General features: G+C 69.8%; 19 protein-coding genes. 8 read left to right on the top strand and 11 right to left on the bottom strand.

The genetic code is table 11. The annotated features are described in order from the left end of the window. Nucleotides 1-15: 15 nt before the first annotated feature. From AMYAL_RS0112920 to AMYAL_RS0112905, 4 genes are read right to left on the bottom strand one after another with little or no spacing between them, the layout of a single operon-like run. Nucleotides 16-342: a hypothetical protein gene (locus AMYAL_RS0112920; RefSeq protein WP_020631727.1), complete on the bottom strand. Its 327-nt coding sequence runs from the start codon at nucleotides 340-342 to the stop codon at nucleotides 16-18. 58 nt (nucleotides 343-400) lie between these two features. Next, nucleotides 401-1,042, bottom strand: a complete 642-nt coding sequence (locus AMYAL_RS0112915) for a TetR/AcrR family transcriptional regulator (protein WP_093976488.1) — start codon at nucleotides 1,040-1,042, stop codon at nucleotides 401-403. Continuing rightward, nucleotides 1,033-2,577: an AMP-binding protein gene (locus AMYAL_RS0112910; RefSeq protein WP_020631725.1), complete on the bottom strand. Its 1,545-nt coding sequence runs from the start codon at nucleotides 2,575-2,577 to the stop codon at nucleotides 1,033-1,035. The genes AMYAL_RS0112915 and AMYAL_RS0112910 overlap by 10 nt, the downstream gene beginning before the upstream one ends. Next, complete coding sequence (locus AMYAL_RS0112905; RefSeq protein WP_020631724.1) at nucleotides 2,574-3,317, bottom strand: enoyl-CoA hydratase/isomerase family protein; 744 nt, start codon at nucleotides 3,315-3,317, stop codon at nucleotides 2,574-2,576. Before AMYAL_RS0112905 ends, AMYAL_RS0112910 begins: the two co-directional genes overlap by 4 nt. A 47-nt stretch (nucleotides 3,318-3,364) precedes the next feature. Between AMYAL_RS0112905 and AMYAL_RS0112900 the strand changes: the two genes are divergently transcribed. The 7 genes from AMYAL_RS0112900 to AMYAL_RS0112870 all read left to right on the top strand — a co-directional run bounded on the left by AMYAL_RS0112900 (nucleotide 3,365) and on the right by AMYAL_RS0112870 (nucleotide 8,597). Beyond that, on the top strand, nucleotides 3,365-4,954 hold the full coding sequence (locus AMYAL_RS0112900) for an amidohydrolase (protein WP_020631723.1): 1,590 nt from the start codon (nucleotides 3,365-3,367) through the stop codon (nucleotides 4,952-4,954). A 5-nt stretch (nucleotides 4,955-4,959) separates the two neighbouring features. Beyond that, nucleotides 4,960-5,409: a GNAT family N-acetyltransferase gene (locus AMYAL_RS0112895; RefSeq protein ID WP_020631722.1), complete on the top strand. Its 450-nt coding sequence runs from the start codon at nucleotides 4,960-4,962 to the stop codon at nucleotides 5,407-5,409. Between the two features lie 35 nt (nucleotides 5,410-5,444). After that, entirely contained in the window at nucleotides 5,445-6,128 is a 684-nt protein-coding gene (locus AMYAL_RS0112890) for a metal-dependent transcriptional regulator (RefSeq protein WP_020631721.1), read from the top strand. Nucleotides 6,129-6,312: 184 nt separating this feature from the next. Next, a complete protein-coding gene (locus AMYAL_RS0112885; RefSeq protein ID WP_026467019.1) occupies nucleotides 6,313-6,699 on the top strand; it encodes a hypothetical protein in 387 nt (128 codons plus the stop codon). 8 nt (nucleotides 6,700-6,707) lie between these two features. Next, entirely contained in the window at nucleotides 6,708-7,766 is a 1,059-nt protein-coding gene (locus AMYAL_RS0112880) for an alcohol dehydrogenase catalytic domain-containing protein (protein WP_020631719.1), read from the top strand. Between the two features lie 85 nt (nucleotides 7,767-7,851). After that, complete coding sequence (locus AMYAL_RS49865) at nucleotides 7,852-7,989, top strand: hypothetical protein (protein WP_167336148.1); 138 nt, start codon at nucleotides 7,852-7,854, stop codon at nucleotides 7,987-7,989. Continuing rightward, nucleotides 7,977-8,597 (top strand): alpha-ketoglutarate-dependent dioxygenase AlkB family protein, encoded by a 621-nt coding sequence (locus tag AMYAL_RS0112870; RefSeq protein WP_020631717.1) that lies wholly within the window; start codon nucleotides 7,977-7,979, stop codon nucleotides 8,595-8,597. Before AMYAL_RS49865 ends, AMYAL_RS0112870 begins: the two co-directional genes overlap by 13 nt. A gap of 68 nt (nucleotides 8,598-8,665) precedes the next feature. Here the strand turns inward: AMYAL_RS0112870 and AMYAL_RS0112865 are convergent, their stop codons facing one another. From AMYAL_RS0112865 to AMYAL_RS0112845, 5 genes are read right to left on the bottom strand one after another with little or no spacing between them, the layout of a single operon-like run. Beyond that, the gene (locus AMYAL_RS0112865) at nucleotides 8,666-9,523 is read right to left on the bottom strand and encodes a 5-oxoprolinase subunit C family protein (protein ID WP_020631716.1); all 858 of its coding nucleotides are present in this window, start codon (nucleotides 9,521-9,523) and stop codon (nucleotides 8,666-8,668) included. Beyond that, entirely contained in the window at nucleotides 9,520-10,125 is a 606-nt protein-coding gene (locus tag AMYAL_RS0112860; protein ID WP_020631715.1) for a 5-oxoprolinase subunit B family protein, read from the bottom strand. Before AMYAL_RS0112860 ends, AMYAL_RS0112865 begins: the two co-directional genes overlap by 4 nt. Then, the gene (locus tag AMYAL_RS0112855; RefSeq protein ID WP_026467018.1) at nucleotides 10,125-10,883 is read right to left on the bottom strand and encodes a LamB/YcsF family protein; all 759 of its coding nucleotides are present in this window, start codon (nucleotides 10,881-10,883) and stop codon (nucleotides 10,125-10,127) included. Before AMYAL_RS0112855 ends, AMYAL_RS0112860 begins: the two co-directional genes overlap by 1 nt. Nucleotides 10,884-10,897: 14 nt before the next feature. Further along, on the bottom strand, nucleotides 10,898-11,692 hold the full coding sequence (locus tag AMYAL_RS0112850) for a putative hydro-lyase (protein ID WP_020631713.1): 795 nt from the start codon (nucleotides 11,690-11,692) through the stop codon (nucleotides 10,898-10,900). A 26-nt stretch (nucleotides 11,693-11,718) separates the two neighbouring features. Then, nucleotides 11,719-12,963 (bottom strand): MFS transporter, encoded by a 1,245-nt coding sequence (locus AMYAL_RS0112845; RefSeq protein ID WP_020631712.1) that lies wholly within the window; start codon nucleotides 12,961-12,963, stop codon nucleotides 11,719-11,721. Between the two features lie 181 nt (nucleotides 12,964-13,144). Between AMYAL_RS0112845 and AMYAL_RS0112840 the strand changes: the two genes are divergently transcribed. Next, on the top strand, nucleotides 13,145-13,792 hold the full coding sequence (locus AMYAL_RS0112840; protein WP_020631711.1) for a GntR family transcriptional regulator: 648 nt from the start codon (nucleotides 13,145-13,147) through the stop codon (nucleotides 13,790-13,792). Nucleotides 13,793-13,853: 61 nt separating this feature from the next. Here AMYAL_RS0112840 and AMYAL_RS0112835 read toward each other — a convergent pair whose 3' ends face one another. Beyond that, complete coding sequence (locus AMYAL_RS0112835; protein WP_020631710.1) at nucleotides 13,854-15,080, bottom strand: glycoside hydrolase family 16 protein; 1,227 nt, start codon at nucleotides 15,078-15,080, stop codon at nucleotides 13,854-13,856. Nucleotides 15,081-15,234: 154 nt separating this feature from the next. Then, entirely contained in the window at nucleotides 15,235-16,482 is a 1,248-nt protein-coding gene (locus tag AMYAL_RS0112830) for an ROK family transcriptional regulator (protein WP_020631709.1), read from the bottom strand. Between the last annotated feature and the right edge of the window lie 58 nt (nucleotides 16,483-16,540).

Here is a 16,540-nt window from a genome sequence, read left to right as displayed (position 1 = left end):
CCTTCACGGATTTCTCTAGTCTTCCTTCTGACCCCGCATCGCGATCGGGACCCCGGCCAGGTCCTCCTCGTTGCAGAGAAGCTTCACGTCGTAGTAGGGCGAACCCTTGCGGTCGTCATAGTCGAGATGGACGGCCAGCACATCGACCGGTTCCCCGAGCCACTCCTGAGCCTGGCGTAGCCATGTCGCGCACCGTTCGAGGGCCGTGGGCAGGTCGTCGTCGCGGAAGCCCACCGGGCGGTAGGGGACGTCCTGTACCTGATCACGGGGGTTCGAAGGCACCGGCAACGCCGGCGAGAGACCCGAGTCGTCCAGTTCGAGTTGGATCGTTTGCTCAGTCACCCTTCGAGCGTCCCCCAGACAAGCCGTCTGAGCAAGGCGTACAAGCCTAAAGTCGCCGCTAAACGGGCACTCGCCACACTCCCGAGACCACTTCACGGCAGTTTTGCAGCGCCGTGACGTCCAGATGACGTTCGCAGGCGAGGGCGCGCAGCGCCAGTTCCGCGTAATGCGAGGCCAGCTGATCCAGGGTGAGCGGCCCGCTCGGCGAATACCAGCGCGCCACCCCGCTGCACATCTCCACCAGTGCGAGCCTGGTCACGGAAGGCTGATCGGTGTGGAAGACGCCTGCCGCGACACCGTCTTCGATGGCGTCCGCCCACAGCCTTTCGTAGGCGTCGCGCAGTCCCACGACGCCGGCCCTGGCGCCGGGGGTGAGCGCGTGGACCTCGTTGTCCACCACGCGGGTGTCGTCCGGCTGGATGGCGTGCGCCAGTACGTGCAGCGCCACCAGGGATCCGAGCCGGGACACGGGATCGGTGAGCCCGGCGGTCGCCTGCTCGGCCGCGTCGAGCAGGCGCCGCAGCGCTTCGTTCATGATGGCAACCAGAAGATCCTCTTTGGTGCCCATGTAGTGGTACAGGCTGGCGGACGACAGCTCCGCCTCCTGCGCGAGATCCCGGATGCCGGTGCCGTGGAAACCCTTGGTGGCGAACAGTTTCACCGCCGCCTGCCGGACCCGCTCCCTGGTGCTCACAGCCATGATCCGGTGGTCCTGTCCCACGATCCGGCGCGGAGGTCTTCCGCCTTCTTCAGCTCACCCTTGGCGACCCGCTCCGACGGGGTCATCGGCAGTTCCGCCGCGAAGGCCCAGAACCGGGGGACCTTGAAGTAGGCCAGTTTCGCCGCGCAGAACTTCGCCAGCTCGGCCGGTTCGCATCGGTGCCCCTCGTTCTCGTCGAGGACGAGGTACGCCTTGACCTCCTCGCCGCGCAGGTCGTCCGGCACCGCGACGACGGCGGCGAGCTTGACCGCCGGATGCAGCTGCAACGCCCGTTCGACCTCGTCGGCGGAGATGTTCTCGCCGCTGCGGCGGATCATGTCCTTGGTGCGGCCCACGTAGTACACGCGGCCCTGTTCGTCCATTGTGGCCAGATCGCCGGTGTGGAACCAGCCGCCGTCGAACGCGCGCCTGGTCGCTTCGGCGTCGTCGTGGTAGCCGTGCATCAGGCCGACCCCGCGGATCAGCAGCTCGCCGGTTTCCCCTCGCGGTAAAGGTTTTCCGGCCGCGTCCGCGATCATCACCTCGCGGGCGGGCGCGGGCCTGCCGAGACAGCCGGTGCCGACGGTCTCCTCGTGATCAGCCGGATACATCCGGATGTCGCCGCCGGTTTCGGTCATGCCGAAGGCCTCGTACCACGGCGCGCCCCAGCGTGCTTCGAGCGTGGCGTGCAGGTCGCGAGGGATGGCCGAGGCGCAGATCGCGCGGACCTGATGCGCCTTGTCCAGTTCGCTTTCCGGCTGGCGCAGCAGGAGTGTGGGCATCAGGCCGAGGCAGTAGAACCAGGTGACGCCGTGTTCGCGGACCTTCTCCCAGAACGTGGACGGGTGGAAGCGGTCGAGCACCACGAGCGTCGCGCCGCCCGCGAGCCCCAGCGCGACGTTCCACTGTGGATCGATGTAGTGGAACGGTTGCGCGGTCAGGATGACGTCGTCCGCGCCGACCGCGGGGAAGTCCGTGGCCAGGCTGACCGCCAGTGTCGTCCAATACCGGTTCGGCAGGACGCAGCCCTTGGGGGCGCCGGTGGTGCCCGAGGTGTACTGGATGTTGACCGGGCGTTCGCCCTCGCTTGCGAAAACGGGGGTGCCGCCGGGATCGGTGAGTTCGCCGGGCGTGAGTACTCGTTCCAGCGAGGTTTCCGGCGCGATCGTGGTCAGCAATTCCAGGAATTCCCCGTCCGCGACGGCGAATTTGGCGCCGGAATGCCGGAGCACGTGGGCGCCGTCGAATTCGCGATAACCGGTGTTGACCGGGACGAGCACCCCGCCGATCTTGGCCAGCGCCAGCCACAGCAACGGGAATTCGGGCTGGTTCCGCAGCATCACCGCGACCCTGTCGCCGGGTTCCACGCCGAGGCCGAGCAGCGCACGGGCGAACTCCGTGCTGCGCGCGTCGACTTCGGCGAACGTGAAGCTCTCACCGGTGGAGTCGAAGATCCACGCCGTCTTGTCCGGCCAGCGCGCGGCGGCCCTGGTGGTCAGCCCGAGGAGGGTGTCGATCCCGGCGAGCGAGGTCACGTCCGGCTCCGGAACGCTTCGGCCGAGGCGGCGACCTCGGCGGAGTGCTCGGTGATCAGCGCGTGGCTGACCTCCAGTTCGAGTGCGGCGTCGAGCGAGCTGTCGATGCCGGAGTCGAGGGCGCGTTTGGCCATCGTGGCCGCGGCCGCCGGATGAGCGGCGATCTTGGCCGCCCAGTCGAGCGCGGTGTCCATCAGGTCGTCGGCGGGCAGGGCGGCGTTGACCAGGCCCAGCTTGTACGCCTGGGTGCCGCTCACGCGTTCGCCCAGCAGCAGGAGTTCCTTGGCCTTCAGCGGACCGACCAGCAGCGGCAGCAACCGCGACGCCGCCCCTGTGACGCTCAGCCCCAGCGAGACCTCGGGGAAGGCGAACACCGCGTCTTCGGCGGCGAGGATCAGGTCGCAGCCCATCGCGAACTCGGCGCCCGCGCCGATCGCGTACCCGTGGACCGCGGCGATGACCGGCTGGCGGAGCCCGCGCAGGCGGCGCGTCACGTCCTGTAGCCGGTCGAGTCGCGGGCGTGAATCACCCTCGGGGGTGGGCTCCTTGAGGTCGTGACCGGCGCAGAAAGCGCGTCCCCGGCCGGCGAGCACCACGGCCCGCGCGTCCGACCTGGCGGCCGCGTCGAGCGCCTCCAGCAGGTCGTCGACCAGTTCGGCGACCACCGCGTTGAGCCGTTCGGGGCGGTTCAGCCAGATCACAGCGATTCCGTCGTCGAGTGCGTAGTCCACGGTGCTCATGACGCCGAGCCTAGACGACCGATCGATCGATCGATAGGGTCGAAACCATGTGGGTCGACACGGTTTACGAGAACGCCCGGTTCCTCGCCGGAACAGAGGAATCCGTAGCGCTTGCGGTGCTGAACGGACGGATAGTCGCTTTGGGCGACGATGCCGCCGCTCTTTCCGCACGGAAGCGGGTCGACCTGGGTGGCTCGGTGGTGGTGCCCGGTTTCCACGACGCGCACAACCACATGGCCTGGTTCGGCATGGCGCTCGACGACGTCGCCCTGTCGGATTGCCGCAGCGTGGACGAGGTGTACGACGCCGTCGCGCGGCGCGCGGCCGAAACCCCGCCGGGCGAGTGGATCATCGGCAGCGGTTACGACCAGAACAAGCTCGTGGGCGGCCATCCGACGCGGCAGGGGCTCGATCGCGCGGCGCCGGGGCGCCTCGTCCGGCTCAAGCACACCTCCGGGCATATGACCGTGGTCAACTCGGCGGTGCTGGAACAGCTGGACCTGGGGAACGTTCCGGTGGGCGGTGACGTCGTCCGCGACGAGGACGGCTCGCCGACCGGTCTGCTGCGCGAGCAGGCCCAGCTCCTGCTGCGGCCGCTGACCTATCCGACGCCGGTCGAGCGGGTCGTGCGCGGGCTGGACCGGGCGAGCGAGCGGTACCTGGCCGAGGGGATCACGAGTGTCCAGGAGGCCGGGATCGGCGGGGGGCTCGTGGGGGAGACCCCCGCCGAACTTGCCGCCTACCAGGTCGCGCGCGACCGCGGGGTGCTGCGGGTGCGGAGCACGGTGATGGTCGCGGCGAGCGTGCTGCACGACCTCGACGCCGGAGCGGGCTTCGGTCTTGACCTGGGGATGCGCACCGGATTCGGCGACGAATGGCTGCGGATCGGCGCGATGAAGCTGTTCGCCGACGGCTCGCTGATCGGCCGGACCTGCGCGATGCACGAGCCGTTCGCCGGCGAACCGGACAACGTCGGCTACTTCCAGGTGCCCGAGGACGAGATCGCGCGGACGATCGCCGCCGCGCACAAGGCGGGCTGGCAGATCGCGACCCACGCCATCGGCGACCGCGCGATCACCGTCGTCCTCGACGCCTACGAAGCCGCCCTGAAGGCCGACCCGCGGCCCGATCACCGGCACCGCATCGAGCACTGCGCGGTGCTGCGGCCCGAAGAGCTGAAGCGGCTGGCGTCGCTGGGGCTGATCGCTTCGCCGCAGGGCCGGTTCGTCAACGAGATCGGCGACGGCATGCGCGCCGCGCTCGGCCCCGAACGTGAGCCGTGGTGCTATCGGCTCAAGAGCCTGCTCGACGCGGGATGTGTGCTCCCCGCCAGCTCGGACCGTCCCGTCGTCGAAGGCGCGCCGCTGCTCGCGCTGGCCGACATGGTGCGGCGGAAGACCGCGTCCGGTGTCGTGCTGGGTCCCGATGAGCGGCTCACGCCCGCCGAAGCCCTGCGCGCGTACACCCACGGCTCCGCTTATGCCGCTTTCGCCGAGAAGGACCTGGGCACGCTGGAGGTCGGCAAGCTCGCGGACTTCGCCGTCCTCTCGGCCGACCCGACCGACGAGTCCACTTTGGATTCGATCAAGGTCGCCGCCACCGCCGTCGGCGGCGACCTCGTCTACGAACGGAGCTGAGACTGATGCCGGTACGGGACGCCGTCGCGGGCGACATCGAGGAGATCTGCGCGCTCATCGAGGAGCACGCGGTCTATGAGGACAAACACGATCTGAAGCTGGACCGCCAGGAGATGGCCGGGTTCCTCTTCGGACCCGATCCGAAGGCATGGGTGCTGCTCGCGACCCCGCCGGAGCGGCCGGACGAGGTCGCGGGCTTCGCCTTCTGCAGCTGGAACTTCTCCACCTGGGAGGCCAGGCCGGGGATCTGGCTCGACGACCTCTTCGTGCGCCCGGACCACCGCCGGTTCGGCCTCGGGCGGGAGCTGCTCGACGAGCTGAGCGCGCGGACCCCCGGCCGCGTCGAATGGGACATGCAGGAGGGCAACGAGAAGGGCGAGGCGTTCTACGCCCAGCTCGGCGCCGACCCCGTCCCCGGCTGGATCCGGTACCGCTGGCGACCGCACGCTGGGTGAGCCGCGGCCGAGCGGCAAGCCGTAAACTCGCACGCATGGGTGAAGGGGCGAACCGCAGGTCGTCGTCGGTGGAGGACTACGTCCGCGTGATCTACGGGCTGGTGGAGCGCGGTGAGGCCGTCACCAACACGTCACTGGCCGGGCGGCTGGAGGTCAGCCCGTCCTCGGCGTCCGGCATGGTCACCAAGCTGTCCCAGCTGGGGCTGGTCGCACACGTCCCGTACCGCGGCATCGAGCTGACCACCGAAGGCAGGCAGCTCGCCCGCTCGGTGCTCCGCCGTCACCGGCTGATCGAGACCTACCTGGTGTCCGAACTCGGCTACACCTGGGACGAGGTGCACGCCGAGGCCGACGCGCTCGAACACGCGGTGTCGGACAGGCTCGTCGAGCGGATCGCGGCGAAACTCGGCAACCCGGTGCGCGACCCGCACGGCGATCCCATCCCCGCCCCCGACGGCAGCGTCGAGGAGATGCCGATGCGCATCCTCGACGACCTCCCGCCCGGCGCGGTCGGCGAGATCGTGCGCGTCTGGGACACCGACCCGGAACTCCTGCGCTACCTCACCGAGCACTCGATCGGCCTCGGCGAGCGGATCGAGGTCGTCGAGCGCCAGCCGTTCGGCGGCCCGATGGTGGTCAAGGTCGGCTCGCCGCCGGACGCGGCGACACACGCGATCGGCAAGGAGATCGCGCAGGCGCTGTCGGTCGCGCTGCGCTGAGAAGTCCACTGTGGACACGTTTCGGCCGGGCCGCGCGGTGGGAATTTTCCCTACGTCTCTGCATAATTCGGGCCTCGTGCCCGTCACCCGCATGCCGGGCGGATAGGTGATCTAAGGCCCTTCCGATCATGTGTTCCCCCGCCTAGGCTGCGCTATCCGGGTGGCTAGCGAGCGTGCGAAGGCGATGACAATGACCGGTCAGCGGACACACACCATCGACCGGGGGGTGGCGGAAGGGCGTGAACTCAGGCGACTGCTGGAGACGGGGCCCTTCGCGGACGCCCTCAGGGCGGCGATCAGGGCGAGGGGTCTCGGTCTCGACCGGATCCGATATCGGCTGCGGGGCAGGGGGTGCTCGGTCAGCCTCGCGACACTGAGCCATTGGCAGTCCGGCCGATGTCGTCCCGAACGGCCGGAATCCCTGCTGGTGCTCAAGAATCTCGAGGAGATCCTCGGGGTGCCGCCGGAGTCCCTTTCGAGGCTCCTCGGGCCGCCGCGGGGGCGGGCGGGCCGGTGTACGGTGCCCGGCGAGGGCCTGGTGATGCAGCGAGGCCGCGACACGGGAACTTAGGAGCGCGGGTGCGGGCGGTCGTCTTCGAGGAGTTCGGTGTGCTGCCCGAGGTACGCGAGGTGCCGGATCCGTCCGCGCCGCCGGGCGGGGTGGTGATCGCCGTCGACGCGACCGGGGTGTGCCGCAGCGACTGGCACTCCTGGCAGGGGCACGACACGTCGGTGAGGCTGCCGCACGTCGCCGGGCACGAACTCGCCGGCCGGATCGCGTCGCTCGGCGAGGGCGTCCGCGGCTGGTCGGCGGGTGACAGGGTGACCGTGCCGTTCGTCTGCGCCTGCGGTACCTGCGACCAGTGCGTGGCCGGTGACCAGCAGATCTGCGACCGCGAGTTCCAGCCGGGTGCGACCCACTGGGGCTCGTTCGCCGAGTACGTCGCCATCGAAAACGCCGAGGTCAACCTCGTGGCGCTGCCGGACACGCTGTCCTCGGCCGGGGCGGCGGCGCTGGGCTGCCGGTTCGGGACGGCGTTCCGGGCCGTGCTGCGCCAGGGCGGCGTCCGGCCCGGTCGCTGGGTCGCGGTCTACGGCTGTGGCGGCGTCGGCGTCTCGTCGATCCTGCTGGCCGTCGCGGCGGGTGCTTCTGTCGTCGCCGTCGATCCGTCGCCGGAGGCCAGGGCGCTGGCTGTGCGGATGGGCGCGGTGTTGTCCGTCGATCCTTCCGTTTTCGACGGGCACGAGGCCGTCGCGGCGCACGTCCGCGACCTGACCGGCGGCGGCGCGCACGTCTCCCTCGACTGCCTCGGCTCGCCGTCCACCTGCGCGGCCTCGATCGGCAGCCTCCGGAAACGGGGACGGCACGTCCAGGCCGGGCTGATGCCGCCCGCGCAGGGCGTCGCGCCGATCCCGATGCACCGGGTGATCGGCGGGGAACTGGAGATCGTCGGCATCCACGGGCTGCAGGCGCACGAGTACCCCGAGATGCTGCGGGTGGTGGAGACCGCCGGAATCGATCTCGAAGGCATGATCGGCAACCGGGTCGGCCTCGACGACGTCCCCGCCGTGCTGGCCGCGATGAACGACCCGGTGCCTGCCAAGGCCGGGGTGACCGTGGTCGAATTCGCGCGGTAACCGGGCGTACGCGCTGCGGTCAACCCGCCGATCGGAGTAATCTCAAAGGTGGTTTCCGGTGGCCGGTTATGGCACCTTTTCCGCCGTGACAGTCAAGGACGCCCCGTCTCGCCCGCGTTTCGTCGAGCGCGTGCTGCGACGGCTCACCTCGGCCGGTGTCCTGGTGCGGGGCCACCGGATCATCGGCGCGCGCCCTGGCAAACTCGACCTGTGGACGCGCTGATCCCTCGCCCGCGTGCCGAAGTCGCGCCCGGTGCCGTACATGTGCCCGACTGGCTCGGCTTCGACGAGCAACGCCGTCTGGTCGAAGCCTGCCGCGGCTGGCGCGGGTATCGGCAGACGAGGTTGCCGAACGGTGGTGTCATGTCGGTGCGGACGGTCTGTCTCGGCTGGCATTGGCGCCCGTACCGCTACTCGAAGGTGACCGACGACGGCTCCCCGGTGCTCCCGTTTCCTGCCTGGCTGGGTGATCTCGGGCGGCGTGCCGTTCTTGACGCCTGCGGTTCTTCGTCGTATGAGCCGGACATCGCGCTGGTGAACTTCTACGACTCCGCCGCGAAGATGGGGATGCACCAGGACAAGGACGAGGACTCGCTGGAGCCCGTCGTGTCGCTGAGCCTCGGGGACGCGTGCGTTTTCCGGTTCGGGAACACGTCGGATCGCGGGCGGCCCTATACGGACGTGGATCTGCGGTCGGGAGACCTGTTCGTGTTCGGCGGGGAGTCGCGGCTGGCCTTCCACGGGGTGCCCAGGGTGTCGCCGGGGACCGCGGATCCGGGGCTGGGGTTGGCGGGGCGGCTGAACATCACTTTGCGGGTCTCGGGGTCGTGAGTGGCGATTCGAGTGTCTCGTGCGCCTCGCCTGGGACGCTCGATGTCTCGAGCGTGGCGCTCGGGACATCATCGACGCCGGAAAAGCACCCGCTGCCCCGGCCGCAGCTGAGCGGCCAGATCCAGATCCGCCTCCTCCACGACCGCGATCACCGGATAGCCCCCGGTCACCGGATGGTCGGCGAGGAACAGGATCGGCTGCCCCGAAGGAGGAACCTGCAACGCGCCCGGCACGGCGGCCTCGGGCGGTAACTCGCCGTCCCGCGCCCGCGACAGCACGGGGCCTTCGAGCCGCACGCCCACCCGGTCGACGTCGGAGGTGGCGACGTAACCGGAGGAGACCAAAGTGGACAGTGCGCCTGGGGCGAACCACGGGACCCGTGGCCCCGGAGTGACCCGCAGAACCGGGACGTCGGGCAGCGGGGCACGAGGAGCGAGATCCACGCCGGGGTGAGCCAGCGCCGGATGCCCCACCGGCAAGGTCATCCCGGCCGAAAGCACTGGCGGGCCGAGTTTGCCCAGGGTGTCGGTCGCCCGCGCGCCCAGTACCGGAGGGACGTCGACGCCGCCACGAACGGCGACATAGCACCGCAAACCCTGGGAAGCCATGCCGAGAACGAGTTCGTCGCCGGGGCCGACCGAGATCGGGGTGTGCGGGCCCATCGCGCGGCCGCCGGCGGTGATCGCGCAGGGCGCGCCGGTGACGGCGACGGTCGCCGGGGCCGAGAACCGCAGGACGAGGCCGCCCAGCACGACTTCCAGGGCCGCGTGGCTCTCGGGGTTCCCGACCAGCCGGTTCGCCAGCCGCAGCGAACCGCGGTCGGCGGCGCCGGACCGGCCGACGCCGATCGCGGCCAGGCCGGGCCGTCCGAGGTCCTGCACGGTGGCGAAGACGCCGGGGCGGACCACTTCGATCTTCGCGGTCATGAAGTGAACCGGATCCGCGTACCGGGCGCGAGCAGATTGGGCGGTTCGCGGTCGACATCCCACACCGTCAGCGTGGTCCGTCCGATCAGCTGCCAGCCGCCGGGTGAGGCGTTCGGGTACACCGCCGTGTACTCGCCCGCGATCGCGACCGAACCGGCGGGCACCCGAGTGCGCGGGCTCGTCCGGCGTGGCAGGTGCAGCGCGGGGTCGAGGCCGGTGAGATACGCGAAACCCGGTGCGAAGCCGCAGAAGGCCGAGACGTAGGTGCCGTCCTCGTGCCGCCGGACGACCGCTTCCGCCGACATGCCGGTGGTGGCGGCGACGTCGGCGAGATCGGGGCCGTCGTAGCGCACCGGTACGACGATCTCGGCGGCTTCGCGCGGCACGACGTCCATTGTGGACCGGTCGAGGACGTCACCGGTGAGCCGGTCGTGATGGGTCCGGCCAGGGTCGAACCGGATGAGCAGGGTCCGCGCGGCCGGGACCAGTTCGACGACGCCGTCCGGCGGGTCCCGCTCCAGTGACGCGTGCAGCCCGAGCACCTCCGACGGGTCGTCGAAGTCGACCATGGCCGCACGCGCCCCATAGGGCAGCACCCGCATCATGCGGCCTCGAGGAAAGGTCCGATGTGGACACCGGAAGCGTCGAGCCCGGCACGGATCCGTCGCGCCAGTCCGACGGCGCCGGGCGTGTCCCCGTGCACGCAGAGCGAATGCGGCCGCAGGGACAGTTCGGTCCCGTCGGCGGCGACGACCTTGCCGGTGGTCGCCATCGCGACCGCCCGGTCGGCGACCTCGTCGGCGTCGTGGAGCACGGCGCCCGGCATTTTCCGGGAGACCAGCAGGCCTTCTGCGGTGTACGCGCGGTCCGCGAACGCCTCGGCGTACGCGGGGAACCCGGCCTTTTCGGCCTGCTCGGCCATTTCCGACCCCGGCGGGCACAGCAGCGCGAGCCCGTGATGGAACCGCCGGATTCCCTCGACCACCGCGGCCGCCTGCTCCGGATCCACCGCGGCCGTGTTGTACAGCGCGCCGTGCGGTTTGACGTACCGCACCCGTGTGCCCGCCGCGCGGGCGAACGCGTCGAGCGCGCCGATCTGGTAGAGCACGTCGTCGGCCAGGTCGGCGGGGGCGACGTCCATCGCCCGCCGCCCGAACCCCGCCAGATCGCGGTAGGCGACGTGGGCGCCGATGACGACGCCCCGCTCCGCCGCGCGTTCGCAGACGCGCCGCATCACCGACGGGTCGCCGGCGTGGAACCCGCAGGCGACGTTCGCGCTGGTGACGAGGTCGAGCATGGCGTCGTCGTCGCCCATCTTCCAGGCGCCGAAACCCTCACCGAGGTCGCTGTTGAGATCGATACCGTTGAGATCCATCAGGCCACCCTGAACTCACTGTCGAGTTTGTCGGTCACGAACATGTAGCCCGGCGCGTGCGTGATCGCGAACGGCGGCCGCGAGGCCATCAGCGCCGCCTGCGGGGTCACGCCGCACGCCCAGAACACCGGCACGTCACCGGGTTCCGCGTCGACCGGGTCCCCGAAATCGGGTTTGCCGAGATCGGTGATGCCGAGCGCGGCGGGGTCGTCGATGTGCACGGGAGCGCCGTGCACGGCGGGCATGCCACGGGTGACGCGCACGGCGTCGTCGATGCGGCATTCGGGGATCTGCCGCATCGAGACCACCATCGGCCCGTGCAGCCGTCCCGCCGGGACGCACTCGCGGTTCGTCACGTACATCGCCACGTTGCGGCCCTGGTCGACGTGCCGCAGCGGGATGCCTTCCGCGGCGAGCGCCGCTTCGAAGGTGAAACTGCAGCCGATCGAGAACGCGACCATGTCGCTGCGCCACAATCCGCTCGCGTCGGAGATCTCACCCGCCAGCACGCCGTTCTGCCAGACGCGGTAGCGCGGCAGGTCGGTGCGCAGATCCGCGCCGGGCGCCAGCCGCGTCGACGGGTCGCCGGGATCGCTGACGTCGAGCACCGGGCAGGGCTGCGGGTTCCGCTGGCAGAACAGCAGGACGTCGTAGGCCCAGTCCTCGGGGACGGCGATCAGGTTGGTCTGGGTGAACCCGTTCGCCCAGCCGGTGGTCGGGCGGGCCGTGCCCGCGCGGAACAGGGCGCGCGCCTCGCCGGGGGACAACGTCGCCGGTTCGTCGAAGGTGGTCATCGCGGTTCCTCCCCTTCCGATTGTCGTCACAGGAGTTCGCGGCCGCGAGTCTCGGGCAGGCCGAGCAGCGCCAGCGCGGCGATGCCGTACCCGACCGCGCCGAACACCATCGCGCCGCCCGCGCCGAGGAAACCGACCACGGCGGGGAAGGTCGCGCCGATGGCCCGGCCGAGGTTGTAGGTGAAGCCCTGCCCGGTCCCGCGCAGCGCCGACGGGTACAGCTCGGCGAGGAACGCGCCGAACCCGCTGAAGATCGCGGACATCGAGAACCCGAGCGGGAAACCGAGGAACAGCACGAGCGTGTTCGCGCCCGCCGGGATCTGTGTGTAGGCGACGATGAGGCCTGCCGACAGCACCGAGAACAGCAGGAACGTCTTCTTGCGGCCCAGTAGATCCGTGAGATAGCCGCCGGTGACGTACCCGATGAAGGCGCCGGAGATCAGGAACGCGAGATAGCCGCCGGTCCCGATGACGGTGAGGCCGCGGGTGGTCTTCAGGTAGCTCGGCAGCCAGGTCGCGAGCGTGTAGTAACCGCCCTGGACACCGGTGGCGAGCAGCGCGGCGAAGAACGTGGTGCGCAGCAGGTCCGGCTTGAAGATGCCCTTGAACGAACCGCGTTCCTTCTTGGTGGCCCGCGCCGCTTCCGCGACGGGCGCGTCCTGGACGTTGCGGCGGACCCACAGCACCAGCAGCGCGGGGATGACCCCGGTCCAGAACATGACGCGCCAGGCGACGTCCGGGCTGAAGAGGCTGAACACGACCGTGTAGACGACGACCGACAGCGCCCAGCCGACCGCCCAGGCGCTCTGCACGAAGGCGACCGTGCGGCCGCGGTAGCGCGCCTGCGAGTACTCCGCCACCAGCGCGGCGCCGGCGGCCCACTCGCCACCGAAACCGAGACCCTGCAGGGCACGGAAGATCAGGAGCGTCTCGAAGTTCGGCGCGAATCCGCAGAGCACGGTGAAGACCGTGTACATCGCGATGGTGATCTGGAGGGTGCGGACGCGGCCGATGCGGTCGGCCAGGACCCCCGCGCCGATGCCGCCGATCGCCGAAACCACCAGCGTCGTCGTGCCGAGCAGGCCCGCCTCGCCGCCGGAAAGGCCGTAGTAGGCGGTGATCGCGGCCAGGCCCAGCGGCAGGGTCTGGTAGTCGAACGAATCGAGCCCGTACCCGCCGAACGCGCCGAAGAACGCGCGCTGACCGCGTTTACCGAGCGTGCGGAACCAGGCGAAGGGGCGAGTGTCTTCGGTGGTGGCTGTCGCGTTCATCGGCACCTCCAGGGGTGGACCTCATCGTGGCACGGGTCACATGTTCAGCCACTGTAGGTATTGTTCAACAATTCCACAAGAGGATCCTTGGCTTGACCTCTCGGGGGTAGGTAGGATTGGTCACGTGACGGTCGCGGAGGATGGTCCTGCCTCGGTTCAAGGACTCGAAGCGGATCGCGGCATGATCAGCCGCACCAGTACCGCGGAGCGGGTCGCGGGTGTCCTGCGGACGCGGATCGCGGAAGGCTTCTTCCTGCCGGGGGCGCGGCTCTCGGAGCAGGACATCGGCTCGGCGCTCGGCGTCTCCCGCAACACGCTGCGCGAGGCGTTCCGGCTGCTCACGCACGAGCGGCTGCTGACCCACGAGCTCAACCGCGGTGTCTTCGTGCGGGTGCTGTCGGTCGAGGACGTCGTCGATCTCTACAAGGTGCGCAAGGTCGTCGAGTGTTCGGCGGTCCGCGCGGTGACGGAGAAGCCGCCGACGTTCGCGAAGCTCGCGCAGATGGTCGAGGACGGCAGGGTCGCCGCGCGGAGCGAACGCTGGCGAGACCTCGGCACCGCGAACATACGGTTCCACACGGCGCTCGCGGAACTCGGCGGCAGCGAGCGCATCGACGAGCTGATGCGCGGCATCTTCGCCGAACTGCGGCTGGTCTTCCATCGGATGGTCGACCCGCGGCGCTTCCACGAGCCGTACCTCAAGCGCAACGCGGAGATCCTCGAGCGCATCGAGGCGGGCGACGGCCTCGGCGCCGAAAAACTCCTCGTGCAGTACCTCGCCGACGCCGAAACCCAGCTCGTCGAGGCCTACGCCGAACGCGCCCGATAACGCGTTTCGTCCTCTGGATGCGTGCGGACTGCCGCATCCAGAGGACGGAACGCGAGGGGTCTTAGGGGGTGGTCCACTTCTGGTTCGCGCCACCGCCGCAGGTCCAGATCTGGAGCCGGGTCCCGTTCGCGGAGCTGTTCCCGGTGGCGTCGAGACACTTGTTCGCCTGCGGGTTCACGATGTCGCGCGCCCCGCTGATCGCCCACTTCTGCGCGCCGGTTCCGTTGCAGCCCCACAGTTGCACGGCCGTGCCGTCCGCGGTGCCCCCGCCGGAGACGTCCAGGCATTTGCCCAGCGCGCGGATCGTGCCGTCGCTCCCGACGGTCCAGTTCTGCGCGGCGTTGCCGTTGCAGTCGGTGAGCTGGATCGGGGTGCCGTCGGAGCTGTTCGCGGCGGCGACGTCGACGCATTTGCCGCCGATGCCGGTGATCCGCCCGGTGTTCCCGGCGGTGTTGCTGGAGTTGACGTGCACATAGTCGACGACCAGGCGCTGCGGGAAGACGGTGCCGGAGTTCGGGTCACCGGGCCAGTAACCGCCGACGGCGAGGTTCAGGATCAGATAGAAGGGGTGGTCGAAGACCCAGCGGTTGCCGTTGAGGTCGGCGGGAGTGCGGGTCTGGTAGAGGTTCCCGTCCACGTACCACTTGATCTGGTTCGGCGCCCAGTCGACGGCGTAGGTGTGGAAGTCGTCGGAGAAGTTCGGGCCGTTGTAGCCCGCGCCGATGCCGCCCGAGCCGGAGTAACCGGGGCCGTGGATGGTGCCGTGCACCGTGTTCGGCTCGAAACCGACGTTCTCCATGATGTCGATCTCGCCGCTGTTGGGCCAGCCGACGTTGCCGATGTCGGCGCCGAGCATCCAGAACGCGGGCCACATCCCCTGTCCGCGCGGCAGTTTCATCCGCGCTTCGAACCGGCCGTAGGCCTGGGTGAACTGGCCCTGTGTGGACAGTCGGGCCGAGGTGTACTCGCAGCGCCCGTACCAGCAGTTGTAGTTGCCGGGGTTCTCCTTCTTCGCGGTGATGACCAGGTTGCCCTGCCCGTCGAGCGCCGCGTTGTCCGTCCCGGACGTGTACCACTGCCGCTCGTGGTTGTTCACGTTGTCGCCGGTCTCGAAATGCCACTTCGAGGTGTCGATCCCGGCACCGGCGGCGCCGTTGAAGTCGTCGGTGAAGGTCGCGGCCATGACCGCCGCCTCGGAAGCCGGGGCCTGTGCGGTGGCCGGAAGTGAGCCGAGGAGGACGCCGGCGGCGAGGAGCGCCGCCCAGCGGAACCGAGCTGAGATGGACATCGTTGTCGCCTCTCTGACCGTTGGGGACCCCGCGCGGGAGGGAACGCGGGCGAACGGAAGGCGCACGGCGGAACCACTTTGTTGCGCCTGACAACAAAGTATGCCTGGTCTTTACCATGGCGACAAGACGTATTTTTTTACTTCGAATTAAGGCTCAGGCGGCCGTTCCGCGCTTGGACCCGGCCGTCCGCGGGTCCGCGCCCTGGTCCAGGAGGGCGGCGACCGGGAGGGTGGCGGCTCCTATGGCGACGGCGTCCGGTCCGAGCTGCCCGAGTTCGATCTCGGTCTGGTCGAACACGTGCGCCAGCGCGTGCTCACCCGCCACCCGCCGGATCTCAGGCAGGTACTCCTCGCCGAGCGCGAGCCCGGCCCAGCCGCCCAGCACGATCCGCTCCGGATTGAACAGGTTGACCAGGTTGCCGATCCCGGCGCCGAGGTAGCCCGCCGTCTCCTCCAGCACCTTGGCCGCGGCCTTGGACCTGCCCGCGGACTCCAGCAGGGCGGTGAACTGCGTCTGTTCGTCCTCGTCCGAGGCGGCCTTTCCGCCGCGTGCCTTGCGATAGCGGGCGAGGACACCCTCCGCGCCGACGTAGGACTCAAGGCAGCCACGCGATCCGCAGCGGCATTCCTGCCCGCCGTAGACGATCGTCGTGTGGCCCCATTCGCCCGCGCTGCTGGTGGAACCCCGGTAGGTGGTGCCGTCGGTGACCACGGCCGCGCCGACCCCGGACCCGATCAGCACGATCACCGCGTGCCGGGCGCCGCGACCGGCGCCGAACCACATTTCCCCCTGTCCCTGGGTTTTCGCGCCGTTGTCGATGAACAACGGCAGCTCGACACCCTCCGCGCGCAGGAGATCGGTGAACGGGACCCCTTTCCAGCCGATGGTGGGCGCGTGCACACGGAGCGCCGCGCCCTGTTCCACGGTGCCGGGGACGCCGACACCGACGCCCAGCACGGTCGCTTCGTCGATCCCCGATTCCGTGATCACTTCCCGGATCCCGGACGCCACCTGGGTGACGGCGGCGGCCGCGTCCGGCCGGGGGGAGGCGAACGGATGCTCGACGGTGGCGAGCCGGTTCATGGTGAGGTCGAACAGTTCGACCTTCACCCCGGTCTCGCCGATGTCGACGCCGGCGACGTGGCCATACGCCGGATCGACACGGAGCAGGACGCGCGGCCTGCCGCCGTCGGATTCGACCAGCCCGGCTTCGGTGATGAGGTGTTCTTCGCCGAGTTCGGCGGTCACGTTGCTGACGGTCGCGGCGCTCAATCCGGTCAGGCCGCTCAATTCGTGGCGGCTGAGCGGGCCGTCGAAGTAGAGTTTCGACAGCAGGAGGGAACGGTTGTGCCGCCGCAGGTCACGGACGGTGGTGCGCTTGGCAGGCATGCGGATACCCATCTGATGGCGGCGGACCTTTCCAGGATGCCCCACGACCTTAGCCTCCGCCATGTATTAA

Origin of the sequence: Amycolatopsis alba DSM 44262 (assembly GCF_000384215.1) — a bacterium.
Lineage (GTDB): Bacteria > Actinomycetota > Actinomycetes > Mycobacteriales > Pseudonocardiaceae > Amycolatopsis > Amycolatopsis alba.
Note: the sequence above shows the minus strand (reverse complement) of the source record. Positions and strands in the feature narration are given on the sequence as shown.